The 22,667-nt window shown below is 41.4% G+C and carries 21 protein-coding genes and 2 tRNA genes; all 23 read left to right on the top strand.

Translation table 11 applies throughout. The features are described from left to right. The first annotated feature begins 29 nt into the window (after positions 1-29). The 23 genes from nuoE to KFB94_01415 all read left to right on the top strand — a co-directional run bounded on the left by nuoE (position 30) and on the right by KFB94_01415 (position 22,657). The gene (nuoE, locus tag KFB94_01525; protein ID QVL45831.1) at positions 30-503 is read left to right on the top strand and encodes an NADH-quinone oxidoreductase subunit NuoE; all 474 of its coding nucleotides are present in this window, start codon (positions 30-32) and stop codon (positions 501-503) included. Then, positions 503-1,822 carry an NADH-quinone oxidoreductase subunit NuoF gene (gene nuoF / locus KFB94_01520; protein ID QVL45830.1) on the top strand — a complete coding sequence of 440 codons (1,320 nt, stop codon included), beginning with the start codon at positions 503-505 and terminating at the stop codon, positions 1,820-1,822. Before nuoE ends, nuoF begins: the two co-directional genes overlap by 1 nt. A gap of 3 nt (positions 1,823-1,825) precedes the next feature. Continuing rightward, positions 1,826-4,261 carry an NADH-quinone oxidoreductase subunit G gene (locus tag KFB94_01515; protein QVL45829.1) on the top strand — a complete coding sequence of 812 codons (2,436 nt, stop codon included), beginning with the start codon at positions 1,826-1,828 and terminating at the stop codon, positions 4,259-4,261. Continuing rightward, on the top strand, positions 4,261-5,289 hold the full coding sequence (gene nuoH, locus KFB94_01510) for an NADH-quinone oxidoreductase subunit NuoH (GenBank protein QVL45828.1): 1,029 nt from the start codon (positions 4,261-4,263) through the stop codon (positions 5,287-5,289). Before KFB94_01515 ends, nuoH begins: the two co-directional genes overlap by 1 nt. A 48-nt stretch (positions 5,290-5,337) precedes the next feature. After that, the gene (nuoI, locus tag KFB94_01505) at positions 5,338-5,829 is read left to right on the top strand and encodes an NADH-quinone oxidoreductase subunit NuoI (GenBank protein QVL45827.1); all 492 of its coding nucleotides are present in this window, start codon (positions 5,338-5,340) and stop codon (positions 5,827-5,829) included. A 14-nt stretch (positions 5,830-5,843) separates the two neighbouring features. Next, the gene (locus tag KFB94_01500) at positions 5,844-6,476 is read left to right on the top strand and encodes an NADH-quinone oxidoreductase subunit J (protein ID QVL45826.1); all 633 of its coding nucleotides are present in this window, start codon (positions 5,844-5,846) and stop codon (positions 6,474-6,476) included. Further along, positions 6,473-6,781: an NADH-quinone oxidoreductase subunit NuoK gene (nuoK, locus tag KFB94_01495; protein QVL45825.1), complete on the top strand. Its 309-nt coding sequence runs from the start codon at positions 6,473-6,475 to the stop codon at positions 6,779-6,781. The genes KFB94_01500 and nuoK overlap by 4 nt, the downstream gene beginning before the upstream one ends. A gap of 6 nt (positions 6,782-6,787) precedes the next feature. Beyond that, complete coding sequence (gene nuoL / locus KFB94_01490; protein ID QVL46519.1) at positions 6,788-8,797, top strand: NADH-quinone oxidoreductase subunit L; 2,010 nt, start codon at positions 6,788-6,790, stop codon at positions 8,795-8,797. Beyond that, the gene (locus tag KFB94_01485) at positions 8,797-10,290 is read left to right on the top strand and encodes an NADH-quinone oxidoreductase subunit M (GenBank protein QVL45824.1); all 1,494 of its coding nucleotides are present in this window, start codon (positions 8,797-8,799) and stop codon (positions 10,288-10,290) included. Before nuoL ends, KFB94_01485 begins: the two co-directional genes overlap by 1 nt. Positions 10,291-10,293: 3 nt before the next feature. Further along, a complete protein-coding gene (nuoN, locus tag KFB94_01480; GenBank protein ID QVL45823.1) occupies positions 10,294-11,763 on the top strand; it encodes an NADH-quinone oxidoreductase subunit NuoN in 1,470 nt (489 codons plus the stop codon). Positions 11,764-12,196: 433 nt separating this feature from the next. Continuing rightward, entirely contained in the window at positions 12,197-12,754 is a 558-nt protein-coding gene (locus KFB94_01475; protein QVL46518.1) for an NUDIX hydrolase, read from the top strand. Then, a complete protein-coding gene (locus tag KFB94_01470; protein QVL45822.1) occupies positions 12,747-13,592 on the top strand; it encodes an NAD-dependent epimerase/dehydratase family protein in 846 nt (281 codons plus the stop codon). Before KFB94_01475 ends, KFB94_01470 begins: the two co-directional genes overlap by 8 nt. Next, the gene (locus tag KFB94_01465) at positions 13,585-14,778 is read left to right on the top strand and encodes a lytic murein transglycosylase (GenBank protein QVL45821.1); all 1,194 of its coding nucleotides are present in this window, start codon (positions 13,585-13,587) and stop codon (positions 14,776-14,778) included. Before KFB94_01470 ends, KFB94_01465 begins: the two co-directional genes overlap by 8 nt. A 97-nt stretch (positions 14,779-14,875) precedes the next feature. After that, positions 14,876-14,952: transfer RNA gene (locus KFB94_01460), tRNA-Val, on the top strand. Positions 14,953-15,010: 58 nt separating this feature from the next. Further along, the gene (gene thrS, locus KFB94_01455; protein ID QVL45820.1) at positions 15,011-16,918 is read left to right on the top strand and encodes a threonine--tRNA ligase; all 1,908 of its coding nucleotides are present in this window, start codon (positions 15,011-15,013) and stop codon (positions 16,916-16,918) included. Between the two features lie 75 nt (positions 16,919-16,993). Next, positions 16,994-17,593 carry a translation initiation factor IF-3 gene (gene infC, locus KFB94_01450; protein QVL46517.1) on the top strand — a complete coding sequence of 200 codons (600 nt, stop codon included), beginning with the start codon at positions 16,994-16,996 and terminating at the stop codon, positions 17,591-17,593. A 77-nt stretch (positions 17,594-17,670) separates the two neighbouring features. After that, on the top strand, positions 17,671-17,868 hold the full coding sequence (rpmI, locus tag KFB94_01445) for a 50S ribosomal protein L35 (protein ID QVL45819.1): 198 nt from the start codon (positions 17,671-17,673) through the stop codon (positions 17,866-17,868). 10 nt (positions 17,869-17,878) lie between these two features. Then, entirely contained in the window at positions 17,879-18,238 is a 360-nt protein-coding gene (gene rplT, locus KFB94_01440) for a 50S ribosomal protein L20 (protein QVL45818.1), read from the top strand. A 107-nt stretch (positions 18,239-18,345) separates the two neighbouring features. Then, positions 18,346-19,344 (top strand): phenylalanine--tRNA ligase subunit alpha, encoded by a 999-nt coding sequence (pheS, locus tag KFB94_01435; GenBank protein ID QVL45817.1) that lies wholly within the window; start codon positions 18,346-18,348, stop codon positions 19,342-19,344. A gap of 15 nt (positions 19,345-19,359) precedes the next feature. Then, positions 19,360-21,714, top strand: coding sequence for a phenylalanine--tRNA ligase subunit beta (locus tag KFB94_01430; GenBank protein ID QVL45816.1), 2,355 nt, complete (start codon positions 19,360-19,362; stop codon positions 21,712-21,714). A 44-nt stretch (positions 21,715-21,758) separates the two neighbouring features. Next, a complete protein-coding gene (locus KFB94_01425) occupies positions 21,759-22,052 on the top strand; it encodes an integration host factor subunit alpha (protein ID QVL45815.1) in 294 nt (97 codons plus the stop codon). Positions 22,053-22,075: 23 nt separating this feature from the next. Then, positions 22,076-22,480: a MerR family transcriptional regulator gene (locus KFB94_01420; protein QVL45814.1), complete on the top strand. Its 405-nt coding sequence runs from the start codon at positions 22,076-22,078 to the stop codon at positions 22,478-22,480. A 100-nt stretch (positions 22,481-22,580) separates the two neighbouring features. Further along, positions 22,581-22,657, top strand: a tRNA-Pro gene (locus KFB94_01415). Positions 22,658-22,667 lie beyond the last annotated feature (10 nt).

Raw genomic sequence — 22,667 nt, 5'->3', positions numbered from 1 at the left:
TTTTCAATCGATTTTGAGAAGGTTGTTTAATGTTATCAGTTGAAGCTATTGAAAAAATTGAGTATGAGCTGACGAAGTATCCAAAAGATCAACGTCAAGCTGCCGTCATGTCTGCTTTACGTATTGTGCAAATGGAACGAGGCTGGTTGTCGCAAGAAAGCATCAGTGAAGTGGCAGCATATTTAGGGATGCCAGAAATTGCAGCACTTGAAGTAGCAACTTTCTACAATATGTACGATACCGAGCCCGTCGGTAAATACAAAATTACTGTGTGCACTAATATTTCTTGCATGTTGCGCGATAGCGATACTATTGTGGAGCATTTGCAAGAAAAGCTAGGCATTGGATTTAATGAAGTAAGCGAAGATGGCCGATTCTGTCTCAAAGAAGGCGAATGTATGGGTGCTTGTGGCGGCGCGCCGTTAATCAGTATCAATAATGCAACGATGCATGAAAACCTGACAACTGCAAAAGTCGATGAGATTTTGAAGGGGCTGAAATAATGGCGACATCAACAGTAGCAAAGCCCGTCATGACTGATTTAACAGGACAAACGCTAGTTACCTTGCAAACCTTGAAGGAAAAAAATCCCGCCTCATTGGCTACTTATGAAAAGCTAGGCGGTTATCAGCAATTGAGGCGTTTGGTCACCGACAAAGTCAAAGCGGTTGAGATTATTAATGAAGTAAAAGTGTCTGGATTACGTGGACGTGGTGGCGCTGGTTTTCCTACTGGGCTCAAATGGAGTTTTATGCCGCGCTATTTTGATGGCACTAAATATTTGGTGTGCAATACGGATGAGGGCGAGCCAGGCACATTTAAAGATAGAGACATTATTCGCTATAATCCGCACCAATTAATTGAAGGTATGGCGATTGCAGCGTATACACTGGGCGCTGGTGTTGGATACAACTATATTCATGGTGAGATTTGGCGTGAGTACGAAATATTTGAAGCCGCATTAGCCGAAGCTAGGGCAGCTGGCTATATAGGACAACATTTATTTGGTACTAACTTTAGTTTTGAACTGTATGCAGTGCACGGCTATGGTGCTTATATTTGTGGTGAAGAGACGGCGCTAATTGAGTCAATCGAAGGTAAAAAAGGCCAGCCGAGATTCAAGCCTCCTTTTCCTGCAAGTTACGGCGTCTTTGGTAAACCAACCAATGTTAACAATACGGAGAGCTATGCCAGCATTCCTTGGATACTACAACATGGCGGTCAAGCATTTGCTGATTTAGGTGTTGCCGGCTCAGGTGGAAGTAAGTTGTTCTCCGTTTCTGGACATGTTGAGAAGCCTGGTAATTATGAGGTCAATATGGGCATGCCTTTTACCGAGTTGCTCCAAATGGCTGGCGGTATCTGGAGAGGGCGTAAGCTGAAAGCTGTTATTCCAGGAGGCCCGTCGACAGCAGTGATGCCAGCCGAGGCCATTTTAAGTGCAACAATGGATTACAATGGCTTAAGTAAAGCTGGTTCTAGTCTAGGCGCTGGGTCGATGATTGTAATGGATGATACGACATGCATGGTGAAAACACTAAAGCGTTTAAGCTATTTCTTTTACGAAGAAAGCTGTGGTCAATGCACGCCGTGTCGTGAAGGCACTGGTTGGGTTTATCGTGTTATTAAGCGTATCACAGAGGGTAATGGCAAAATGGAAGATTTAGATTTGCTGACAGATATTAGCAATAACATCTCTGGACGTACTATTTGTGCATTAGGTGATGCTGCCGCAACCCCAGTGTTAAGTTTTATTAAGCATTTTCGCCCAGAATTTGAATATTACATTCAGCATGGCAAAAGTATGATTGATGGACAATAGCATATGTTAAAAATAGAAATTGATGGTAAGCCAGTAGAAGTTGATCACGGTACAACAATCATAGATGCCGCTGATAAATTGGGTATTCCGATTCCACGTTTTTGTTATCACAAAAAGCTATCTGTGGCAGCAAATTGTCGAATGTGTTTGGTGGATGTGGAAAAATTTGGTAAGCCACTGCCAGCCTGTGCAACGCCCGTTGCTGAAGGTATGAAAATCTTTACCCGCAGTAAGGCAGCTGTTGAGGCGCAGAAAAGTGTGATGGAGTTTTTGCTGATTAATCATCCGCTAGATTGCCCGATTTGTGATCAAGGTGGTGAGTGTGATTTGCAAGATATTGCAGTTGGTTATGGCGCTAGCGGCTCTCGCTACACAGAAGAAAAGCGTGTTGTTTTTAATAAGAATATTGGCCCCCTTATCAGTACCGATATGACGCGTTGTATTCAATGCACACGTTGTGTGCGCTTCTTAAAAGAAGTTGGCGGTATGCAAGAGTTGGGTATGGTTGGTCGTGGAGAACATGCTGAGATTACTGCGTATGTTGATCAGAGTGTGAATTCCGAATTGTCAGGCAATATTATTGATTTGTGTCCAGTAGGTGCATTGACTAATAAGCCGTTCCGATATTCAGCCAGAAGTTGGGAGCTGACGCGTCGGCCTTCTATTGCGCCACATGATGGTTTAGGCTCACATATAGAAGTGCATGTGAAAGACAATAAAGTGATGCGGGTGTTACCACGCGAAAAAGAAAGTATTAATCAGTGCTGGTTATCTGATAGAGATCGCTTCTCATATGAAGGGCTCAATAGTCCAGATCGACTTAAAGTACCGATGATTAAACATCATGGCGAATGGCAAGAAACTGATTGGAAAACAGCTTTAGAGTTTGCAGCGGGGCAATTAAAGGATGTTATTAACGAACATGGTAGCGACGCTTTAGGCGCGCTAGTGTCCCCAAATAGCACGATGGAGGAAGGTTATTTAATTAAAGAGTTAGTGCATGGTTTGGGCTGTGGCAATGTTGATTATCGCTTACGTCAAACAGACTTTAGATTAGATGGCAAACGTGTTGGGACCCCTTGGATGGGTTGCAATATTGATGAAATCGAAAGCTTGGATCGTATTTTATTAATCGGATCAAACTTAAGAAATGAACATCCCTTATTAGCACAACGCTTCCGTAAGGCTGTTGATAATGGTGCTGAACTGTCTATTATTAGTCCATTAGATAACAATCCATTGATGGATATTGCGCATAAGATTATTGTCACACCAAATGACATTGTGAATGTGTTGGCGCAAATACTAAAAGCCATGTCTAAATTGCAAAAGCTCTCTTTATGTTTGCCACCAACTTTAAGTGCTTTGCTTGAGCAAATTCACGTTCGCCCAAATACCGAGGCAATGGCAGAAAGTTTGGCTGGTTTAGGTAAAAATGTTAACTTGATTGCACCCAAAGTGGGCATCTTTTTGGGCAATATGGCTTTAAGTGCGCCACGGTTTACTGAGATGTACAGTTTAGCAGAGGCAATTGGCGGTGTTTCAGGTGCCAAGGGTGGCATTTTGCCAGCCGCTGCCAATAGTACGGGGATGCATCTTGTAGGTGTGATGCCTTCTGCAACGGGTATGCATGCGAGAGCGATGTTAGAAGTGCCAAGAAAAGCCTATTTATTGCTGAATATTGAGCCAGAGTTGGATTGTCAGCATGCTGCTTTAGCGAGAGCGGCAATGGAAAAAGCGGAATGCGTTGTTGCATTAACCGCTTACAAATCTAAAGCATTAGATAATGCAACTGTGTTATTACCAATCGCGCCATTCACTGAGACTTCTGGTACCTTTATGAGTATGGAAGGTCGCATTCAAAGCTTTAAAGCCGTTGTTAAACCATTAGGCGAATGTCGTCCAGCTTGGAAAGTATTGCGCGTTCTTGCTAATACGCTTGGATTACAAGGATTTGACTTTGATAGTACTGAAGAAGTGAAAAATAAGATATTTAATGGTGAAAAACCCTCTGATTACGCCTGGCGTCACTTGAATAATAATATGAAAGAACTGGTAGAGATTGAGACAAAAATCAAATCACCAGGTTTGCAACGTGTAGGTGAAGTGCCGCAATATGAAGCAGACCCTATCGTACGACGCTCAGAACCATTAAGAAAAACGAAATACAACATTAAACGACTAGTGCGGATACATCCTGACGAAATGCGGTTGCATCAGCTATCAGAAGGTGATTTAGTGCTCGTGAAACAAGATAAAGGTAGCGCGATATTGCCAGTAAGAAGTGATAGTCATGTTGCGATGGGTTGTGTTCGATTGGCAGCGGCGCATGAGGACACCCTCGGTCTTGGTGATTTGATGGGTGACATTTCAATTGAAAAAATCTCTCAAGAACAAGCAAATGCGATGAGGGAAAAAGAAACGGAAGTGCAAAGCTAATGGCATGGTTCGCACAATTTTTCGGTAGCTATTGGCCCAACGTTCAGTTGGTCACTTGGACGTTAATTAAAATTGTCGCTATCGTTGGGCCGCTTATGATTGCAGTTGCTTATTTAACTTACGCGGAGCGTAAGGTGATTGGTTATATGCAAGTACGTATAGGCCCCAACCGCGTTGGTTTATTTGGCTTGCTTCAGCCAATAGCCGATGGCCTCAAGCTATTATTTAAAGAGATTATTCTTCCAACAGCTTCAAACAAAGGCTTATTCCTGTTAGGTCCAGTATTAACGATTGCTCCGGCTTTTGCCGCTTGGGCAGTCATTCCTTTTGATGGAACCAAAGTGCTTGCTAATATCGATGCGGGTCTATTATATGTTTTGGCAATGACATCGATAGCAGTGTATGGCGTCATTATTGCAGGTTGGGCATCTAATTCTAAATACGCATTTTTAGGAAGTTTACGTTCAGCGGCGCAGATTGTTTCTTATGAAATTGCCATGGGATTTTCACTCGTTGGCGTGCTGATGTGTGCCAATAGCTTAAATTTAGGCAATATTGTATTAGGGCAAGAGGGTGGTTTTTGGCATTGGTATTTCATCCCGTTGTTCCCTTTGTTTATTGTATATTTTATTAGTGCTGTCGCCGAAACCAATCGTGCTCCGTTTGACGTGGCAGAAGGTGAGTCTGAGATTGTAGCTGGCTTCCATGTTGAATATTCAGGTATGGCATTCGCTATCTTTTTCTTAGCAGAATATGCCAACATTTGGCTCGTTTGCACCTTGGCAGCATTGATGTTTATGGGTGGCTGGCTATCACCGTTACCCTACTTGCCCGATAGTATTTTATGGTTATTCGCCAAAATGGCAGCATTGGTTTTCTTCTTCTTATGGTTTAGAGCAACCTTTCCGCGCTATCGCTATGATCAAATTATGCGCTTGGGTTGGAAGGTGTTTATCCCAATTACCATCGTGTGGATTGTGTTTGTGGGAGCGATGATGCAAACAAAATTCAATTACCTATTTCACTAGATATTTTTAGTATATTGTTATTTAAATAAGGATATTTAACTAAAGCGTATGTTTAAACAAATTAAAAATACACTCGGCAGTTTAATGCTGATAGAGCTGCTAAAAGGGATGGCCGTTACTGGACGATACTTTTTTGCGCGTAAAATCACCATTCAATATCCAGAAGAGCGTACGCCACAGTCCAATCGATTCCGTGGCTTACATGCATTACGCCGATATCCTAATGGTGAAGAACGCTGTATTGCTTGTAAATTGTGTGAGGCAGTTTGCCCTGCTATGGCAATTACAATCGAGTCTGAACAGCGGGAGGACAATACGAGACGTACAACGCGTTACGATATTGATTTAACCAAATGTATTTTTTGTGGATTATGTGAAGAATCCTGTCCTGTAGATTCCATTGTAGAAACCCGTATATTTGATTATCACGGGGAGCAGCGAGGTGATTTGTTATACACCAAAGATATGTTGCTTGCAGTAGGTGATAAGCATGAAAAACAGATTGCGGCAGATCGCGCGCAAGACAAAAATTATAGATAACATTTAAGACGAATATGGTATTTACCGACTTTATATTTTATGTATTAGCCACGATTTTGCTTTTCTCAGCATCACGTGTGATTACTGCGCGCAACCCTGTGCAAGCCGCTTTGTTTCTGGTGTTATGCTTTTTTACTGCGGCTGGCATTTGGTTATTATTACAAGCCGAATTTTTGGCGATTGTGTTGGTGCTAGTTTATGTGGGAGCAGTGATGGTGCTGTTCTTATTTGTAGTGATGATGCTTGATATAAATATTGATAAGCTACGCGAGGGATTTTGGAGTTACCTGCCACTAGCAGGCGCCATTGGTGCTTTGATGGCAATTGAAATGGCGATGATATTAGGTAATAAATATTTTATGGCAGCAGAAAGTGTCAGTCATCCAGCCACCTACAGCGACACAGCTGCGATTGGTAAAGTGATGTATACCCAATACTTGTTGCCGTTTGAACTCGCATCGGTTGTATTGCTTGTTGCCATTGTGGCGGCGATTGCGCTCACGCTTAGAGAAAAGCGTGAAAGTAAATCAATTAATCCATCTGAGCAAGTGTTGGTGCGCAAACAAGATCGTTTGCGCATGATAAAAATGAAATCCGAAACAGAGCCTAAAGCGGATGCACATACAGATAAGGGAGAAACCTCATGAGCGTAGGACTTTCTCATTATTTAGTTTTGGGTGCATTATTATTTGCGATTAGCGTGATTGGTATTTTCTTGAATCGCCGAAATGTCATTATTGTCTTGATGGCAATTGAATTGATGTTGCTTGCTGTCAACCTCAACTTCATTGCATTCTCGCATTATCTGCAAGACATAGCGGGTCAAGTATTCGTGTTCTTTATTTTGACGGTAGCTGCAGCTGAATCTGCGATTGGTTTGGCTATTTTAGTTGTGCTTTTCCGTAATTTACGAACGATTGATGTTGAAGATTTGGATTCACTTAAGGGCTAATAAATAATTATGACAGAACAGCTTCTCATTTGGATTCCTTTATTGCCGTTGTTTGCTGCCGCAATTGTGGGTTTGTTCGGTAGCGCTTTACCGCGTAGCGCAGCACATTGGTTGACGATATTAGGTGTTGGTGTTGCTTTTATTCTATCCGCAATTGTGTTTAAAGCGACACTAGCAGGCTTTACTCACAACGCAGATTTATATACTTGGCTAGTATCGGGCGATATTCATTTTAGTGTCGGTTTCTTAATCGACAACTTAACAGCGATGATGATGGTTGTTGTGACTTTTGTTTCGCTGATGGTGCACATTTACACCATAGGATATATGCACGAAGATCCAGGCTATAGCCGGTTTTTTAGCTATATTTCACTGTTTACTTTTGCAATGTTAATGTTGGTGATGTCCAATAATTTCATGCAACTCTTTTTTGGATGGGAAGCTGTTGGCTTAGTGTCTTATTTATTGATTGGTTTTTGGTACACCAGACCAACAGCGATTTATGCTAATTTAAAAGCGTTTCTTGTTAACCGTGTGGGTGATTTTGGCTTCTTACTTGGCATTGGTTTAGTTCTCGCTTACACAGGCACTTTAGATTATGCCCAAGTATTTAAAGTTGCGCCTGAGCTGGCAGATGTGCAAATTAATTTGTTTAGTAACACGCCATGGTCATTAATGACCGTCACTTGTATTTTATTGTTTGTCGGCGCAATGGGTAAATCAGCACAAGTGCCTTTACATGTTTGGTTGCCAGACTCGATGGAAGGTCCAACACCAATCTCTGCACTCATTCATGCAGCAACAATGGTAACAGCCGGTATTTTTATGGTGGCACGTATGTCACCGTTATTCGAAATGTCGACTACTGCGCTCTCATTTGTGATGACTATAGGCGCTATTACCGCCTTGTTTATGGGTTTGTTGGGTATTATTCAACATGATATTAAGCGTGTGGTCGCTTACTCAACGCTATCGCAATTAGGTTATATGACGGTTGCACTCGGCGCATCCGCTTATTCAGTAGCGATATTTCATCTTATGACCCATGCTTTCTTTAAAGCGTTGCTTTTTTTAGGTGCTGGATCAGTCATTATGGGTATGCATCACGATCAAGATATTCGTCATATGGGCAATCTTAAGAAGTATTTTCCAGTCACGTGGATCACTTCTTTAATCGGCTCTTTAGCATTAATTGGCACACCTTTCTTTGCGGGATTCTACTCAAAAGATAGCATTATTGAAGCAGTGAAATTCTCTGATATTGCTGGCAGTGGGTTTGCTTACTTTGCGGTGATGGCCGGTGTATTTATTACCGCATTTTATTCATTCAGACTGTATTTCTTGGTTTTTCATGGTAAAGAAAAATGGCGTGAAGCAAAGTTAGATACCCATCACGATCATCATCATGGATTAACCCCAGATCAAGATCCGCATGAGCCTGGCTGGGTCATAAAGCTACCGCTGATTTTGCTTGCAATTCCATCTATTTTCATTGGCTATCTTGCAATAGAGACTATGCTATTTGGCGATTTCTTCAATGGTGTGATTACAATCAATGCACAAACGCACCCAGCGATGACACATCTTACGCATCACTTTCATGAGATATTGCATACGCCAGCTGGAATGGCACTGCATGGTTTTTTCACTCTACCTTTTGCATTGGCGGCACTCGGTGTGGCGTTGTCATGGTTCTTTTATATGAAGCGCCCCGATATTCCAGCAGCTATTCAGCAACGATTTAGTTTTATTCATCGCATCTTAGAAAATAAATATGGATTTGACAGCTTTAACGAGCGTTTTTTTGCAGGTGGGTCAAGACTAATCGGTAATAAATTATGGCAAATTGCTGACATGCAATGGATTGACGGCGCTATTGTCAATGGAACGGCTAAATGGATTGGTAGATTATCTGGCATTGTGCGGCATTTACAATCTGGCATGATTTACCACTACGCATTTGCCATGATTATTGGTGTATTTTTGCTTCTCACTTTTTTTACTAAGATTGTTTAATGCTAATTGATCATATTTTAAGTTTATCTATCTGGGTGCCGATTTTTGCTGGTGTGCTTGTGCTGGCATTGGGAAATGATAGTCGCCCCGTCTTGACGCGTTGGTTAGCGCTGTTTGGTGCTGTTGCAGGATTGTTGGTGACTTTACCTTTATACACGCACTTCAATTTTGTTGAAGGTGGTTTTCAGTTTCAGGAAGTGAGTTACTGGATACCGGCATTTCAAATTTATTATCATTTAGGTGTAGATGGCATTTCTGTACCGCTGATTTTGCTGACCAGCTTTACTACCGTCATTTGCATCGTCGCTTCATGGCAGGTTATCTCCAAAAATATCGCGCAATACATGGCTTGTTTTTTAATTATGAGCGGTTTAATGATAGGGGTATTTAGCGCGTTAGATAGTATTTTGTACTATGTATTTTGGGAGGCGATGCTGATACCAATGTTCCTGGTGATTGGTATTTGGGGTGGCCCTAATCGCGTTTATGCGACGATTAAGTTCTTCTTATATACACTGCTTGGTTCGTTACTCATGTTGGTTGCTTTTATTTATTTATTTCATACAACAGGTAGCTTCAATATTGCCAAATATCACGACGTTGTATTGCCATTAAATGTGCAAATCCTTATTTTTATGGCGTTCTTTATGGCGTTTGCTGTCAAAATTCCAATGTGGCCAGTGCACACGTGGTTGCCAGATGCGCACGTGGAAGCGCCAACAGCAGGTTCTGTAGTATTGGCGGCAGTAATGTTGAAATTAGGTGGCTATAGCTTTTTACGGTTTGCGATGCCCATCGCACCTGATGCCGCGCATTATTTATCAGAGTTAATGATTGCACTTTCGCTTGTTGCGATTTTGTATATTGCATTAGTGGCATTAGTGCAAAAAGACATGAAGAAATTAATTGCTTATTCATCTATTTCTCATATGGGGTTCGTGACCTTAGGCTTCTTCCTATTTAGTCAATTAGGCCTTGAAGGCGCAATGGTGCAAATGATTTCTCATGGCTTTATTTCAGCGGCGATGTTTTTATGTGTCGGTGTTTTATATGACCGCATGCATAGCAGGCAAATTGCTGATTATGGAGGCGTTGCGAATACGATGCCAATGTTTGCTGCCTTTGCTGTTTTATTTGCGATGGCCAATAGTGGCTTGCCAGGTACAAGCGGTTTTGTTGGTGAGTTTATGGTCATATTAGCCAGTGTTAAATATAATTTTTGGGTGGCTTTTATTGCAGCGACTACCCTGATTTTTGGTGCCTCGTATACCTTATGGATGGTTAAGCGAGTGTTTTACGGGAGTGTTGCAAACACTAAAGTGGCTGCATTAAAAGACCTAACGCGTCGTGAATTTACCTTATTAACAGTTTTGGCATTATTAACAATTGGCATTGGCGTTTATCCACAAGTGATTACTGAGATGACACAAGCTACCTCAATCAAATTTTTGAATCACATGGCAATTAGTAAATTACCGACGGCAGGAATGTAAGGCATGGACACAATTAATACCGATCTATTTATCTCTTTGCCTGAAATTGTCATGCTTAGCATGGCAATGGTTATTTTAATCTTAGATTTATTTCTAAATAAAAATAACCGCATGATCATCTATGGCTTGGCACAGGCGACCTTATTTGCTGCCGCTTATCTTGTTTTATCGCTGAACGCTTTTGCAATTGATGTTGCTTACAGTGGCATGTTTATCAGCGACCCTATCAGCGATGTATTAAAGTTGGCCACGCTGATTGGTGCCGCAATAATGCTTGTCTACACGCGGCATTATATGGTTGTACGCAACTTGTTCTCTGGTGAGTATTACGCATTACTCTTGTTTGCTACTGTCGGTATGATGGTGATGATTTCAGGTTATAACCTGATTACTATCTATATTGGGCTAGAGCTATTGTCGCTGTGTGTTTATGCCTTAGTTGCTCTAGATCGTGACAATGCCAGAGCGACTGAAGCGGCGATGAAATATTTTGTTCTAGGCGCATTGGCATCAGGTATGTTGCTTTATGGTATGAGCATGATCTATGGGGTGACGGGCAGCTTGGACATTGCAACTATTTCAACAAGATTGCAGCATGCATATGCGCAAAATCCTGACATTATTCATAACCCTGTACTTATTTTAGGTTTGGTTTTTATTGTGTCTGGATTGGCTTTTAAATTTGGTGCAGTGCCATTCCATATGTGGGTGCCAGATGTTTATCAGGGATCACCTACAGCAATTACAATGCTCATTGGCTCTATTCCTAAATTTGCTGGCTTTGCTATGGCATTGCGTTTATTAGTATTTGGTTTATATGGACTGGTTGGCGACTGGCAAGATATGTTATTAATCATGGCAGTCCTTTCGATTGCGATTGGTAATATAACCGCCATTGCTCAAACCAATTTAAAGCGGATGCTGGCTTACTCTACTATTTCACACATTGGTTTTTTGTTGTTAGGACTCATGAGCGGAACCTTAAATGGATTTGCTTCAAGTATGTTTTACATCTGTGCTTATGTACTCATGTCGCTGGCTGGCTTTGGTATGATTTTGTTGTTATCTAGAAGAGGGCATGAAGCTGAACAATTAGATGACCTAAAAGGACTGAATAAGCGTAGTCCATGGACTGCATTCTTGATGTTAATTACCATGTTCAGCATGGCAGGGGTGCCGCCGACTATCGGCTTCTATGCAAAATTTTCTGTATTACAAGCCGCACTGCATGAAGGCTTTGTTTGGGTTGTGGTTTTTGCAGTATTAATGGCGGCTATTGGTGCCTTTTATTACTTACGTGTTATTAAGTTAATGTATTTTGACGAGCCATTAGACACGGCTGCGATTAGTGCGCCTTTAGATATGAAAATAGTGCTTAGCTTAAATGCACTGGCCTTGTTAATCATCGGGCTGATGCCACAAGGCCTACTTGAGCTGTGTGGCGCTGCTATTGTTTCAAGTTTTCAATACTGATTAGGCTAACCATCAGTTATTACTCATACACGATTTAGTCTCAAGCCTTGCTTTGAGATGTCATCTTGATGGATGATTATTTTTCTGTCATTAATCCGCTCATCGCGTTGCTTTTATAAACGCAACCCATCTTATTTTTCTATGATCGAATAAGTAAGAGGCGAAGTTACTTGATAAGGTTAGCTTTTGAGGTGTAAATCGATCATCACTATTGGCTAATGAATCGTCATGAACAGTGACGATAAAAAAGCGCGCATTAAAATATATAGACAAAGTAATATCAAAAAGTGTCAGTGTTGCTAAAGATGTGTCGGTAAGCGCTTGTGAAAGTATGGCTTTATACAGCTTGCTCAGTGTTATGCTGTTAAGCCGCAGTGTTACAATCAATCTGCTGAATCAATGCAATATATTTAATATGGTAAGGGGTGGCTGGATGGATAGTAGCATTAATTTAACAGAACATTGTGTCAGTTCAACAACCATTGCAGCAGGTAGTATGCTAACCGTTAAACGTGATGAAGTGCGCCTGCCAAATGGGAACTTAGGCCAGCGAGAATATGTCGAACATCCAGGTGCAGTCATTGTTGTGCCAATGCTAAGCAATGGTAATATTGTGCTAGAGCGCCAATTTCGCTACCCCTTAAAACAGATTTTTGTTGAGTTGCCTGCTGGAAAAATTGATGGTGGTGAAACTGCTTTAATTGCTGGAAAGAGAGAGTTATGTGAAGAAACTGGCTATAGTGCAGAGCACTGGACGAGTTTAGGTGTGCAGCACCCTTGTATTGGCTATTCAAACGAGGCTATTCATATGTATTTTGCCACAGGATTAACCGCTGGGGAGTATAGCCGAGATGCAGATGAGGCCCTTGAGATATTTGATTTGCCTTTTGATGAGTGTATGTTGATGATACAGAGAGGTGAAATTACGGATGGCAAAACGCTAATTGCCTTACTGCTTACTGAAAAGTATTTGGCAACACAATATGTCTAATATTTTAATTATTGGCTGTGGTGATCTCGGTGGGACAGTGGCGAAACTATTGTCTAATAAAGGGCATGTAGTAACCGGGGTCCGCATTAGCAATATGCCAGTATCCGCTGAAGTCAATTTGATTCAAGCGGATGTGACTGATTTTAATTCATTAGAACGGCTAGAGCAGATCTATCCAGATATACTTATTTATTGTGTTGCTGCAAATGCGCAAACAGATGAAAGTTATCGTCTGCATTATGTAGAAGGTTTGCGTAATGTGTTAAAAACACAAGTCAAAAATAGTCATCTAAAACACGTTTTCTTTGTTTCTAGTACTCGCGTTTATGGTCAGGAAACTGATGTTTTGTTAGATGAGTTGACCATCGCCTTGCCTAGTGATTTTGGCGGTGTGCGCTTATTAGAGGGCGAGCACTTATTAAAAGGCTTGAATTGCAGTAGTACATCCATTCGTCTTTCCGGTATTTATGGGCCAAACAGGCAATATTTGGTGAATATGGCAAAAGAGCCGAAACGGTGGTCATCACAACATAAATGGACAAACCGTATACATCGAGATGATGCGGCAGGATTCATCCATTTTTTATGTGAGCAGGTATTATCTGGCAAGGCAATTGAGGACTGTTATATTGGGGTGGATGATTTACCAACATTGCAATACGATGTACTGACATGGATAGCATCAACGTTAAATGTAGAACAACCACAAATTCATTTTAATGAAAATGAAAAAATAGCAGGCAAACGACTCAGCAATCGGCGTATGAGAGAGAGTGGCTTTGTACTAAAGTATCCTAATTATCAAATTGGCTATAGCGAGATGCTTAAAAATGTTTAATGTGTTATTTGCCATTTTTATTTTGCTGGGTAGCGTGATTGCTTTTCCAGATGAACAGGATGATTTTACGATTTGGTTAGAAGCAGTTAAAGCGCAAGCGCGCTCGGAAAATATATCTGAAAGAACCGTTGAGCATACATTTAAAAAAGCAACATACTTGCCCAATGTGATTGTGCTGGATAGATCTCAACCTGAGTTTGTTTCTACTTTTTTTACTTATATAAACAAACGTATTACAGAAAGTCGGATTAATGAGGGACGTCATAAGCTTAATGAAAATAGAAGCTTACTGAATAAGCTTGAGCAAGAGTTCGGCGTGCCTAAAAATATTATTATTGCCTTCTGGGGTCTCGAGACAAATTATGGCAGTTATAAAGGCAGCTATGCATTACCGTCAGCATTAATGACGCTTGCATATGAAGGGCGTAGAGCCGATTTTTTTCGTGGACAATTAATGGATTTGATGCGAATTGCAGATGCTGGGCACAGCAGTGTTGACGACATGCGCGGATCTTGGGCTGGCGCAATGGGTCATATGCAATTCATGCCATCAACTTTCATTAGTTATGCCGTTGATGGCGACGGTGATGGGCGCAATGATATTTGGAATTCTCTACCTGATGCATTCTTCTCAGCAGCCAATTATTTATCCCGCATGGGTTGGAAGACAGGTGAGCCTGTGGCGCTAGAAGTGCAGTTGCCACCACAATTTGATTATGCTCAAGCACAGTTGAGCTTAAGAAAAGGGTCAGCTGAATGGATGAATTTAGGCATAACAAAAGTAGATGGTACACCGCTACCTATTATCGATAATGCTGCCATTCTGTTGCCGCAAGGCTGGCAAGGCCCTGCATTTCTGGTGGCTAGTAATTTTGACGTAATAATGAAATGGAATCGCTCCATCAATTATGCTTTGTCAGTGAGTCATTTGGCGGATCAGTTTATTCGAGATCAACCTATTATCAATGGATGGGCGGTTGCTGGATATGCCGGCATTAGCTTTAATCAGGCTTGGGCAATGCAAGCTAAGTTAAATACACTTGGCTTTGATAGTGGTAATCCTGATGGATTTCCCGGCACTAAAACGCAGCAAGCAATCAGAAGTTATCAGCTACAACACGGCATGCCTGCTGATGGCTATCCATCACATGCACTCTTCAACCAACTAATGAAAGAGCCAAATTAAGCGTCAAATTAATTTTACGATAGCAATTGTAAATTAAAATGGTAGTTAGTTTGCGTGAGGCTGAGCAATCAGCTAAAATCACGCGTTCTAAAGAAAGAGGCGGTTAGCTCAGTTGGTTAGAGCGCTTGGTCGACATCCAAGAGGTCAGCAGTTCGAATCTGCTACTGCCTACCAAAAAACATAAAAAGCCGTAAAATAAACGGCTTTTATTATTTATAGTTAGAGATTATATATGCCCGTCATACGATTACCAGATGGATCACAACGTCAATTTGATGCCCCAGTCAGCGTTGCTGAAGTTGCGATGGATATTGGCGCTGGCCTCGCTAAGGCGGCGCTTGCTGGTAACGTTAATGGCACGATTGTAGATATCAGCTATGTGATGAATACTGATAGTGAACTCGCTATTATCACGGATAAAAGCGAAGAAGGTTTAGATATTATTCGTCATTCAACGGCGCATTTGCTCGCCTACGCAGTAAAAGAGTTATTTCCCGAAGTGCAAGTAACGATTGGCCCAGTGATTGAAAATGGCTTTTATTATGATTTTAGCTATAAGCGTGCATTTACCCCGGAAGACTTGGAGAAAATTGAAGCCAAGATGACTGAGCTTGCTAAAAAAGATGAGCCAGTGACACGCAAGGTGATGCCCCGCGATCAAGCTGTCGCTTACTTTAAAAGCATTAACGAAGACTATAAAGCAGAAATTATTGCTAGCATTCCTGCTAATGAAGACGTTTCACTTTATACGGAAGGTAATTTTACAGATCTGTGCCGTGGCCCACATGTGCCAAACACAGGCAAATTAAAAGCCTTTAAATTGATGAAGGTCGCTGGTGCTTACTGGCGCGGCGACAGTAATAATGAAATGTTACAGCGTATTTATGGCACGGCTTGGCGCAACAAAGATGAATTAAAAGCCTATTTGTTTCAATTAGAAGAAGCAGAAAAACGTGACCATCGTAAACTAGGTAAGCAATTAGACTTTTTTCATATGCAGGATGATGCGCCAGGCATGGTGTTTTGGCATCCAAAAGGTTGGGCGTTGTGGCAGCAAATAGAGCAGTATATGCGCCAAATGTTTATTGATTATGGCTATCAAGAGGTGCGCACGCCTTCTGTACTGGATAAATCTTTATGGGAAAAATCTGGTCATTGGCAAAATTATCACGACAATATGTTTGTGACAGCTTCGGAAAATCGTGATTATGCAGTCAAGCCAATGAACTGCCCAGGTCACATTCAAATTTTTAATAATCATTTGCACAGCTATCGTGATTTACCGTTACGGTTAGCTGAGTTTGGCTCATGCCATCGTAATGAGCCATCTGGTGCTTTGCATGGCTTAATGCGGGTGCGTGGCTTTACTCAAGACGATGCACATATTTTTTGTACCGAAGCGCAAGTTGAATCGGAAGTTGCTGATTTTATTAAAATGCTTTACAAAGCTTATCAAGATTTTGGCTTCCATGAAGTATTGGTGAAATTATCAACACGACCAGAAAAACGTATTGGCTCTGATGAAGAGTGGGATAGAGCGGAGAAGTCGCTTGCTAATGCATTGAAAGCAAATCATCTGGATTTTGAATATTTACCCGGCGAAGGTGCATTTTACGGACCTAAAATTGAATTTACCCTAAAAGATAGTTTAGGAAGACTGTGGCAATGTGGCACCGTACAACTAGACCCTAACTTACCGGAGCGTTTAGGTGCGGAATATGTCTCTGAAGACAATTCCCGTAAACGTCCAGTTATGCTACATCGCGCAATAGTAGGTTCAATGGAACGATTTATGGGTATCTTGATTGAAAATCACGCAGGTGCGATGCCAGTTTGGTTATCGCCAGTGCAAGTTGCTGTGTTGAATATTTCAGATGCCCAGGCTGATTATGTAGTGCAAGTAGTTGAAAAGCTGAAGAAAAATGGTATTAGATGCGAATTTGACTTGAGAAATGAGAAGATTACCTATAAAATACGCGAACATAGCTTGCAGAAGTTGCCATATTTACTTGTGGCAGGGGATAGAGAGATGCAAGCGGGTTGTGTGGCCGTGCGAACCAGAAAAGGTGAAGACTTGGGTTCTATGCCGATTGAAGCGTTTATTGAACGTATCCAATCAGACATCAAAACCAAAGTTTAACGACCTAAATTTTATTTAGGAAAATAATCTGGCAATGCGCGGCTTTTAATTTGGTTTAATCATTAGGGGATAGCTATAGCTCAGGACAAAGGTAAAGGTACAAGAATTAACGGAGACATCACAGCGAAAGAAGTGCGCTTGGTGGGAGTGGATAACGAACCGTTAGGGATTGTAAGCTTGGCAGAAGCATTTTCTCAAGCAGAAGCAATCGACATTGACCTTGTAGAAATTGCGCCAAATGCTAACCCACCGGTTTGCCGTTTAATGGATTACGGCAAATTTAAATATGCCGAAAGTAAGCGGATGCATGAGCTAAAGCTCAAGCAAAAGCAAGTGCAGATTAAAGAAGTAAAGTTTCGTCCAGCGACTGATGTGGGTGATTACACAATTAAAGTGCGTAACATCACACGTTTTCTAGAAGATGGAGATAAGGTAAAGTGTACATTGCGCTTTAGAGGGCGTGAGATTACCCATCAAGAGTTTGGTTTAGATTTATTAAGGCGCGTTCAGGCCGACTTGGAAGACTGTGCTGTTGTTGAGCAATTTCCAAAAATGGAGGGGCGTCAAATGGTAATGGTGTTAGCACCGGTTAAAAAATTACCTGTTAAAAAAGCAGACAAGCCAAAAGTAGACAAAATTAAACCAGATACAACGGCTGATAAAGTAGAAGAATAACTAGTTATTAGATTTTCATGAGTGAAGTGGCCAAAAGGCATGCCTAAGCACTCTTAATTACTCTTAAGGAGAAAAAAATGCCAAAAATGAAAACAAAGAGCAGCGCAAAGAAGCGTTTTAAGTTCTTGGGAAACGGTAAAGTAAAACGTACTCACTCTCATCTTCGTCATATCTTGACCAAGAAAACAACGAAGCAAAAACGTAAGCTTCGTGGAACAGAAATTATTTCATCAACTGATGTCAAACGCGTTCGCGCTATGATGCCAACACGATAAGGAGAATAATATGCCTAGAGTAAAACGTGGTGTCATCGCTCGTGCAAGACACAAAAAAGTATTAAAAGCCGCTAAAGGTTATCGCGGTCGTCGTAAAAATGTATATCGCGTTGCTAATCAAGCGGTAATGAAAGCTGGTCAATATGCCTACCGTGACCGTCGTCAGAAAAAACGTCAATTCAGAACATTATGGATTGCACGTATTAACGCTGGTGCACGTGAGTTCGGTTTAACCTATAGTCGCTTCATGAATGGCTTGAAAAAATCAGCAGTTGAAGTGGATCGTAAAGTATTAGCAGATTTAGCTGTGTTTGATAAAGATGCTTTTGCAAAATTCGTAGAATTAGCAAAAACAGGTTTAGCAGCGTAGTTATTTCCATCAAAAAAAGAGGCTGCGGCCTCTTTTTTTTTCTTAAACCAATTGATTTATAATGACGATTCTTTGGTTTTAAAACAATTAGATAAATTAAGACTGACATGGCAAATTTAGACCATTTAATCACAGAGGCTCAAGCAGATTTTAACGCTTGTGAAACTACAACAGCACTAGAAAATGCCAAGGCAAAATACCTAGGTAAAACTGGTCTACTGACAGACGCATTGAAAGGTCTTGGTCAGCTATCTGCTGAAGAAAGGCCAGCAGCTGGTGCGGCTATTAATGTCGTTAAAAAAAGCGTTGAAGCCGCACTCAACGCACGACGTGATGCGATTTTAAACGCTGCACAAGCAAAGCAGCTGGCAAGTGAGTCACTTGATGTGACATTGCCAGCGCGTGCGCAATCAAAAGGTGGATTGCATCCAGTCTCGTTGACCTTGCAGCGAATTGAGCAATTATTCCACTCGGTTGGGTTTGATGTGGCAACAGGCCCTGAGATTGAAACGGATTTCTATAATTTTACTGCACTCAACATTCCCGAAAATCATCCTGCACGAGCGATGCACGATACGTTTTATGTAGATGAAGCCCATGTTTTGCGTACGCATACTTCGCCAGTACAAGTGCATTATATGGAGAATGCGCTAAAAAATAATAAAACGCCGCCACTAAAAATTATTGCACCAGGTCGTGTTTACCGCGTAGATTCGGATGCGACGCATTCGCCCATGTTCCATCAAGTGGAAGGTTTGTGGGTGGATGAGCGTGTCAGCTTTGCTAATCTGAAAGGCGTGGTACAAGATTTTTTACAAAAATTCTTTGAGCGCGATGACTTAATAGTTCGCTTTCGGCCCTCTTTTTTCCCCTTTACAGAACCATCTGCTGAGATGGACATGAGTTGGAATGGTGGTTGGTTGGAGATAGGTGGTTGTGGCATGGTGCATCCAGAAGTGTTTAGACACGTTAATCTAGACAGTGAGCAGTATCAAGGCTTTGCTTTTGGCTTAGGCGTTGAACGTCTTGCCATGTTACGTTATGGCGTTAATGACTTACGACATTTCTTCAATAATGACTTGCGCTTTTTAAGCCAATTTTCTTAATAGATCGATATCAATATGCAATTTTCTGAACATTGGTTACGTCAATTTGTTAATCCCGCAATAAATGCTGATGAGCTTGGTCATGCCTTAACGATGGCCGGTTTGGAGGTTGAAGAGCAGACGCTGGTCGCACAGCCTTTCAATCATGTAGTGATAGGTGAAATCGTTGCTGCACAAAAGCATCCTGATGCAGATCGGTTGAAATTATGCAAAGTAGACGTAGGACAAACTGAGCCTTTGCAGATTGTATGTGGGGCGTCCAATGCGCGTGTTGGGCTAAAAGCGCCATGCGCGATGATTGGTGCTAAGCTCGCTGATTTTGATATCAAAAAAGCAAAAGTGCGGGGTATTGAATCTTATGGCATGATGTGCTCTGCTAAAGAGTTAGGCTTAGCTGAAGAGGCGGATGGCTTATTAGAGTTTCCTGCATCAGCGAAGGTTGGTCAAAATGTACGCGATTACTTGGGTTTAGATGATACGTTATTCACCATAAAATTAACCCCTAATCGTGCTGATTGTTTGAGTATTTTAGGTGTGGCGCGTGATGTTGCAGCAATTACTGGCGTCCCTTTGAATTTGCCAACAATCGCTAAGGCTGACATTACTTCAAATAAAACACTAGTCGTTAATGTCATTGATTACGACGCTTGTCCCAGTTATTTTGGTCGTGTTATTGAAGGCGTTAATGCAAATGCACAAACGCCTGATTGGATGCTACGTGCCTTAGAGCGCAGTGGCTTACGCAGTGTGAGTGTCATTGTTGATATCACTAATTATGTACTGCTAGAACTTGGGCAGCCTATGCATGCGTTTGATTTGGATAAACTAAAAGGCGATATCACAGTCCGTTTTGCCCAGCAAGATGAGAAGATTAGCCTATTAAATGGTTCTGAAGTTAAATTATTTGCAGATGATTTAGTTGTTGCAGATGCCTCTGGTGCCATTGCTTTGGCTGGTGTAATGGGAGGTGAACCAACCTCTGTAACAGACCAAACGAGTAATATCTTTTTAGAATCTGCATTTTTTACACCTAATGTGATGGCTGGTAAAGCGCGTCGTTTAGGTTTAAGTACAGACTCTTCATATCGTTTTGAACGCGGCGTTGACTTCGGAAACACGCAACAAGCATTGGAGCGTGCAACCAACTTAGTGTTAACTATTTGTGGTGGTAAAGCTGGACCCGTGATTGATGTGGTTAATCGCTTGCCACGGCGCGAGTCGGTTACTTTGAGATATAAACGTGTGCGTTCTGTACTGGGTATGGATATCAGTAAAACAGAAATTGGTAAAATTTTGTCTCAGTTAGGTTTTATATATACTGAACAAGGTTATAACTTTATTGTGAAAGCGCCAACTTATCGCTTTGATATTGAACGTGAAGCAGATTTAATTGAAGAGCTTGCACGTTTGCATGGCTATGACAAAATTCCAGCCATTACGCCAGATGCGCAGTTAAGTATGTTGCCATTACCTGCTACTAAGCTAAATGAACACTGGCTAAAAGAGGCAATGCAAATGCAAGGCTATCAAGAAGTAGTGACTTATAGTTTTGTAGAAGAAAGCTGGGAGCGCGATTTATTAGCCAATGCTCATCCGATTAAACTGAAAAATCCGATTGCAAGCAATCTTAGCGTAATGCGGACAGGCTTGTGGGGAGGTTTGTTAGATGTGCTAACGTATAATTTAAATCGAAAACAAGAGCGCGCTATGCTGTTTGAAGTTGGCGGCACCTTTCACCGACACCATGAAGGCTATGATGAGGAAATCCATTTAGCAGGCTTGTGTTATGGTTCCGTCATGCCAGAGCAGTGGGGTGAGGCGATACGTGACGTTGATTTTTATGATGTAAAAGCGACTGTAGACATGTTAACGCATCATCAGGCGGACTATCGTAAAGAAACACATCCTGCATTACATCCGGGACAAACGGCAAGAATTTATATAAATGGACAGGCTGTTGGCTGGCTAGGTAAGTTGCATCCTAAATGGCAACAACATTATGACTTGCCTAAGAGCACCATCCTGTTTGAGCTAGAGACACAAAAGTTAGTGGAAATAGAAACTGTAGTCTATCAAGAAGTGTCAAAATTTATTGCCATTCGACGTGATTTAGCGATCATTGTTGATGCGCATCTGGAAGCCCAAACAGTGATTGATACAGTATATGCGGCGAATATACCATTGTTACAGAAGATACAATTGTTCGATATTTATCAAGGAAAAGGAATTCCTGAAAGTAAAAAAAGCCTTGCATTTCTTATACTTATGCAAGATACTCACAAAACAATGGTGGATTCTGAAGCAGAAGCTGCAATGGCTAAATTGCTCTCGCTATTGGAAAATAAATTCGACGCACAGTTAAGAAGTTAACTGGGAATCAATAAAACGTTAGTAAAGTAAGGCAGGGAGTATTTATGACATTAACGAAAGCTGATTTGGCTGACCTTCTATTTGAGCAAGTGGGGCTCAATAAGCGTGAAGCCAAAGACATGGTAGAAGCTTTTTTTGAAGAGTTAAGAGTTGCATTAGAAAGTGGCGATAGTGTGAAATTGTCAGGGTTTGGCAATTTTGAATTACGTAAAAAAGCAGAAAGGCCAGGTCGCAATCCAAAAACTGGTGAAGAAATTCCAATTTCAGCACGTCGCGTTGTTACTTTTCACGCAAGTCAAAAGTTAAAAAGTAAAGTGGAGGAGCATTACTCTTCATAATCATAGAGCCTCAATGACTAGTCATGCCTGAATCAGTTAAGAACATACAGTTACCTCCCATTCCAGCCAAACGCTATTTTACAATTGGTGAAGTAAGCGACTTATGCGGCGTCAAGCCACATGTATTGCGTTACTGGGAGCAAGAGTTCACGCAATTAAAGCCAGTGAAGCGGCGTGGTAACCGCCGCTATTACCAGCACCATGAAGTGTTGCTCATTCGTAAGATTAGAGAGCTTCTATACGAGCAGGGATTTACGATTAGTGGCGCACGTAATCGCTTAGGTGGTTTGGATGATCATAGTGATCAAACAGCTGCACAAACGAACCAAGAGTCAAACGATAAATCGAATGTGCAGTCTATAACACCAGATAACTTAATTATCATTAAGGATCAAATTCAAGCAGTGATTCAATTACTTCGCGTTTAATACAGTATAAAATATCTGAATTGTAATCGATAAAACATAACAGTTCGCCTAAGCACTTATTCTTTTGCTTTATAATAATCAAACACTCGGCGAGTGCATTCGGGGCGTAGCGCAGTCTGGTAGCGTACTTGTCTGGGGGACAAGGGGTCGCAGGTTCAAATCCTGCCGTTCCGACCAATTCACTTTT

It is taken from the genome of Methylophilaceae bacterium, assembly GCA_018398995.1.
GTDB lineage: Bacteria > Pseudomonadota > Gammaproteobacteria > Burkholderiales > Methylophilaceae.
This window is presented reverse-complemented; position numbering and strand designations above follow the sequence as displayed.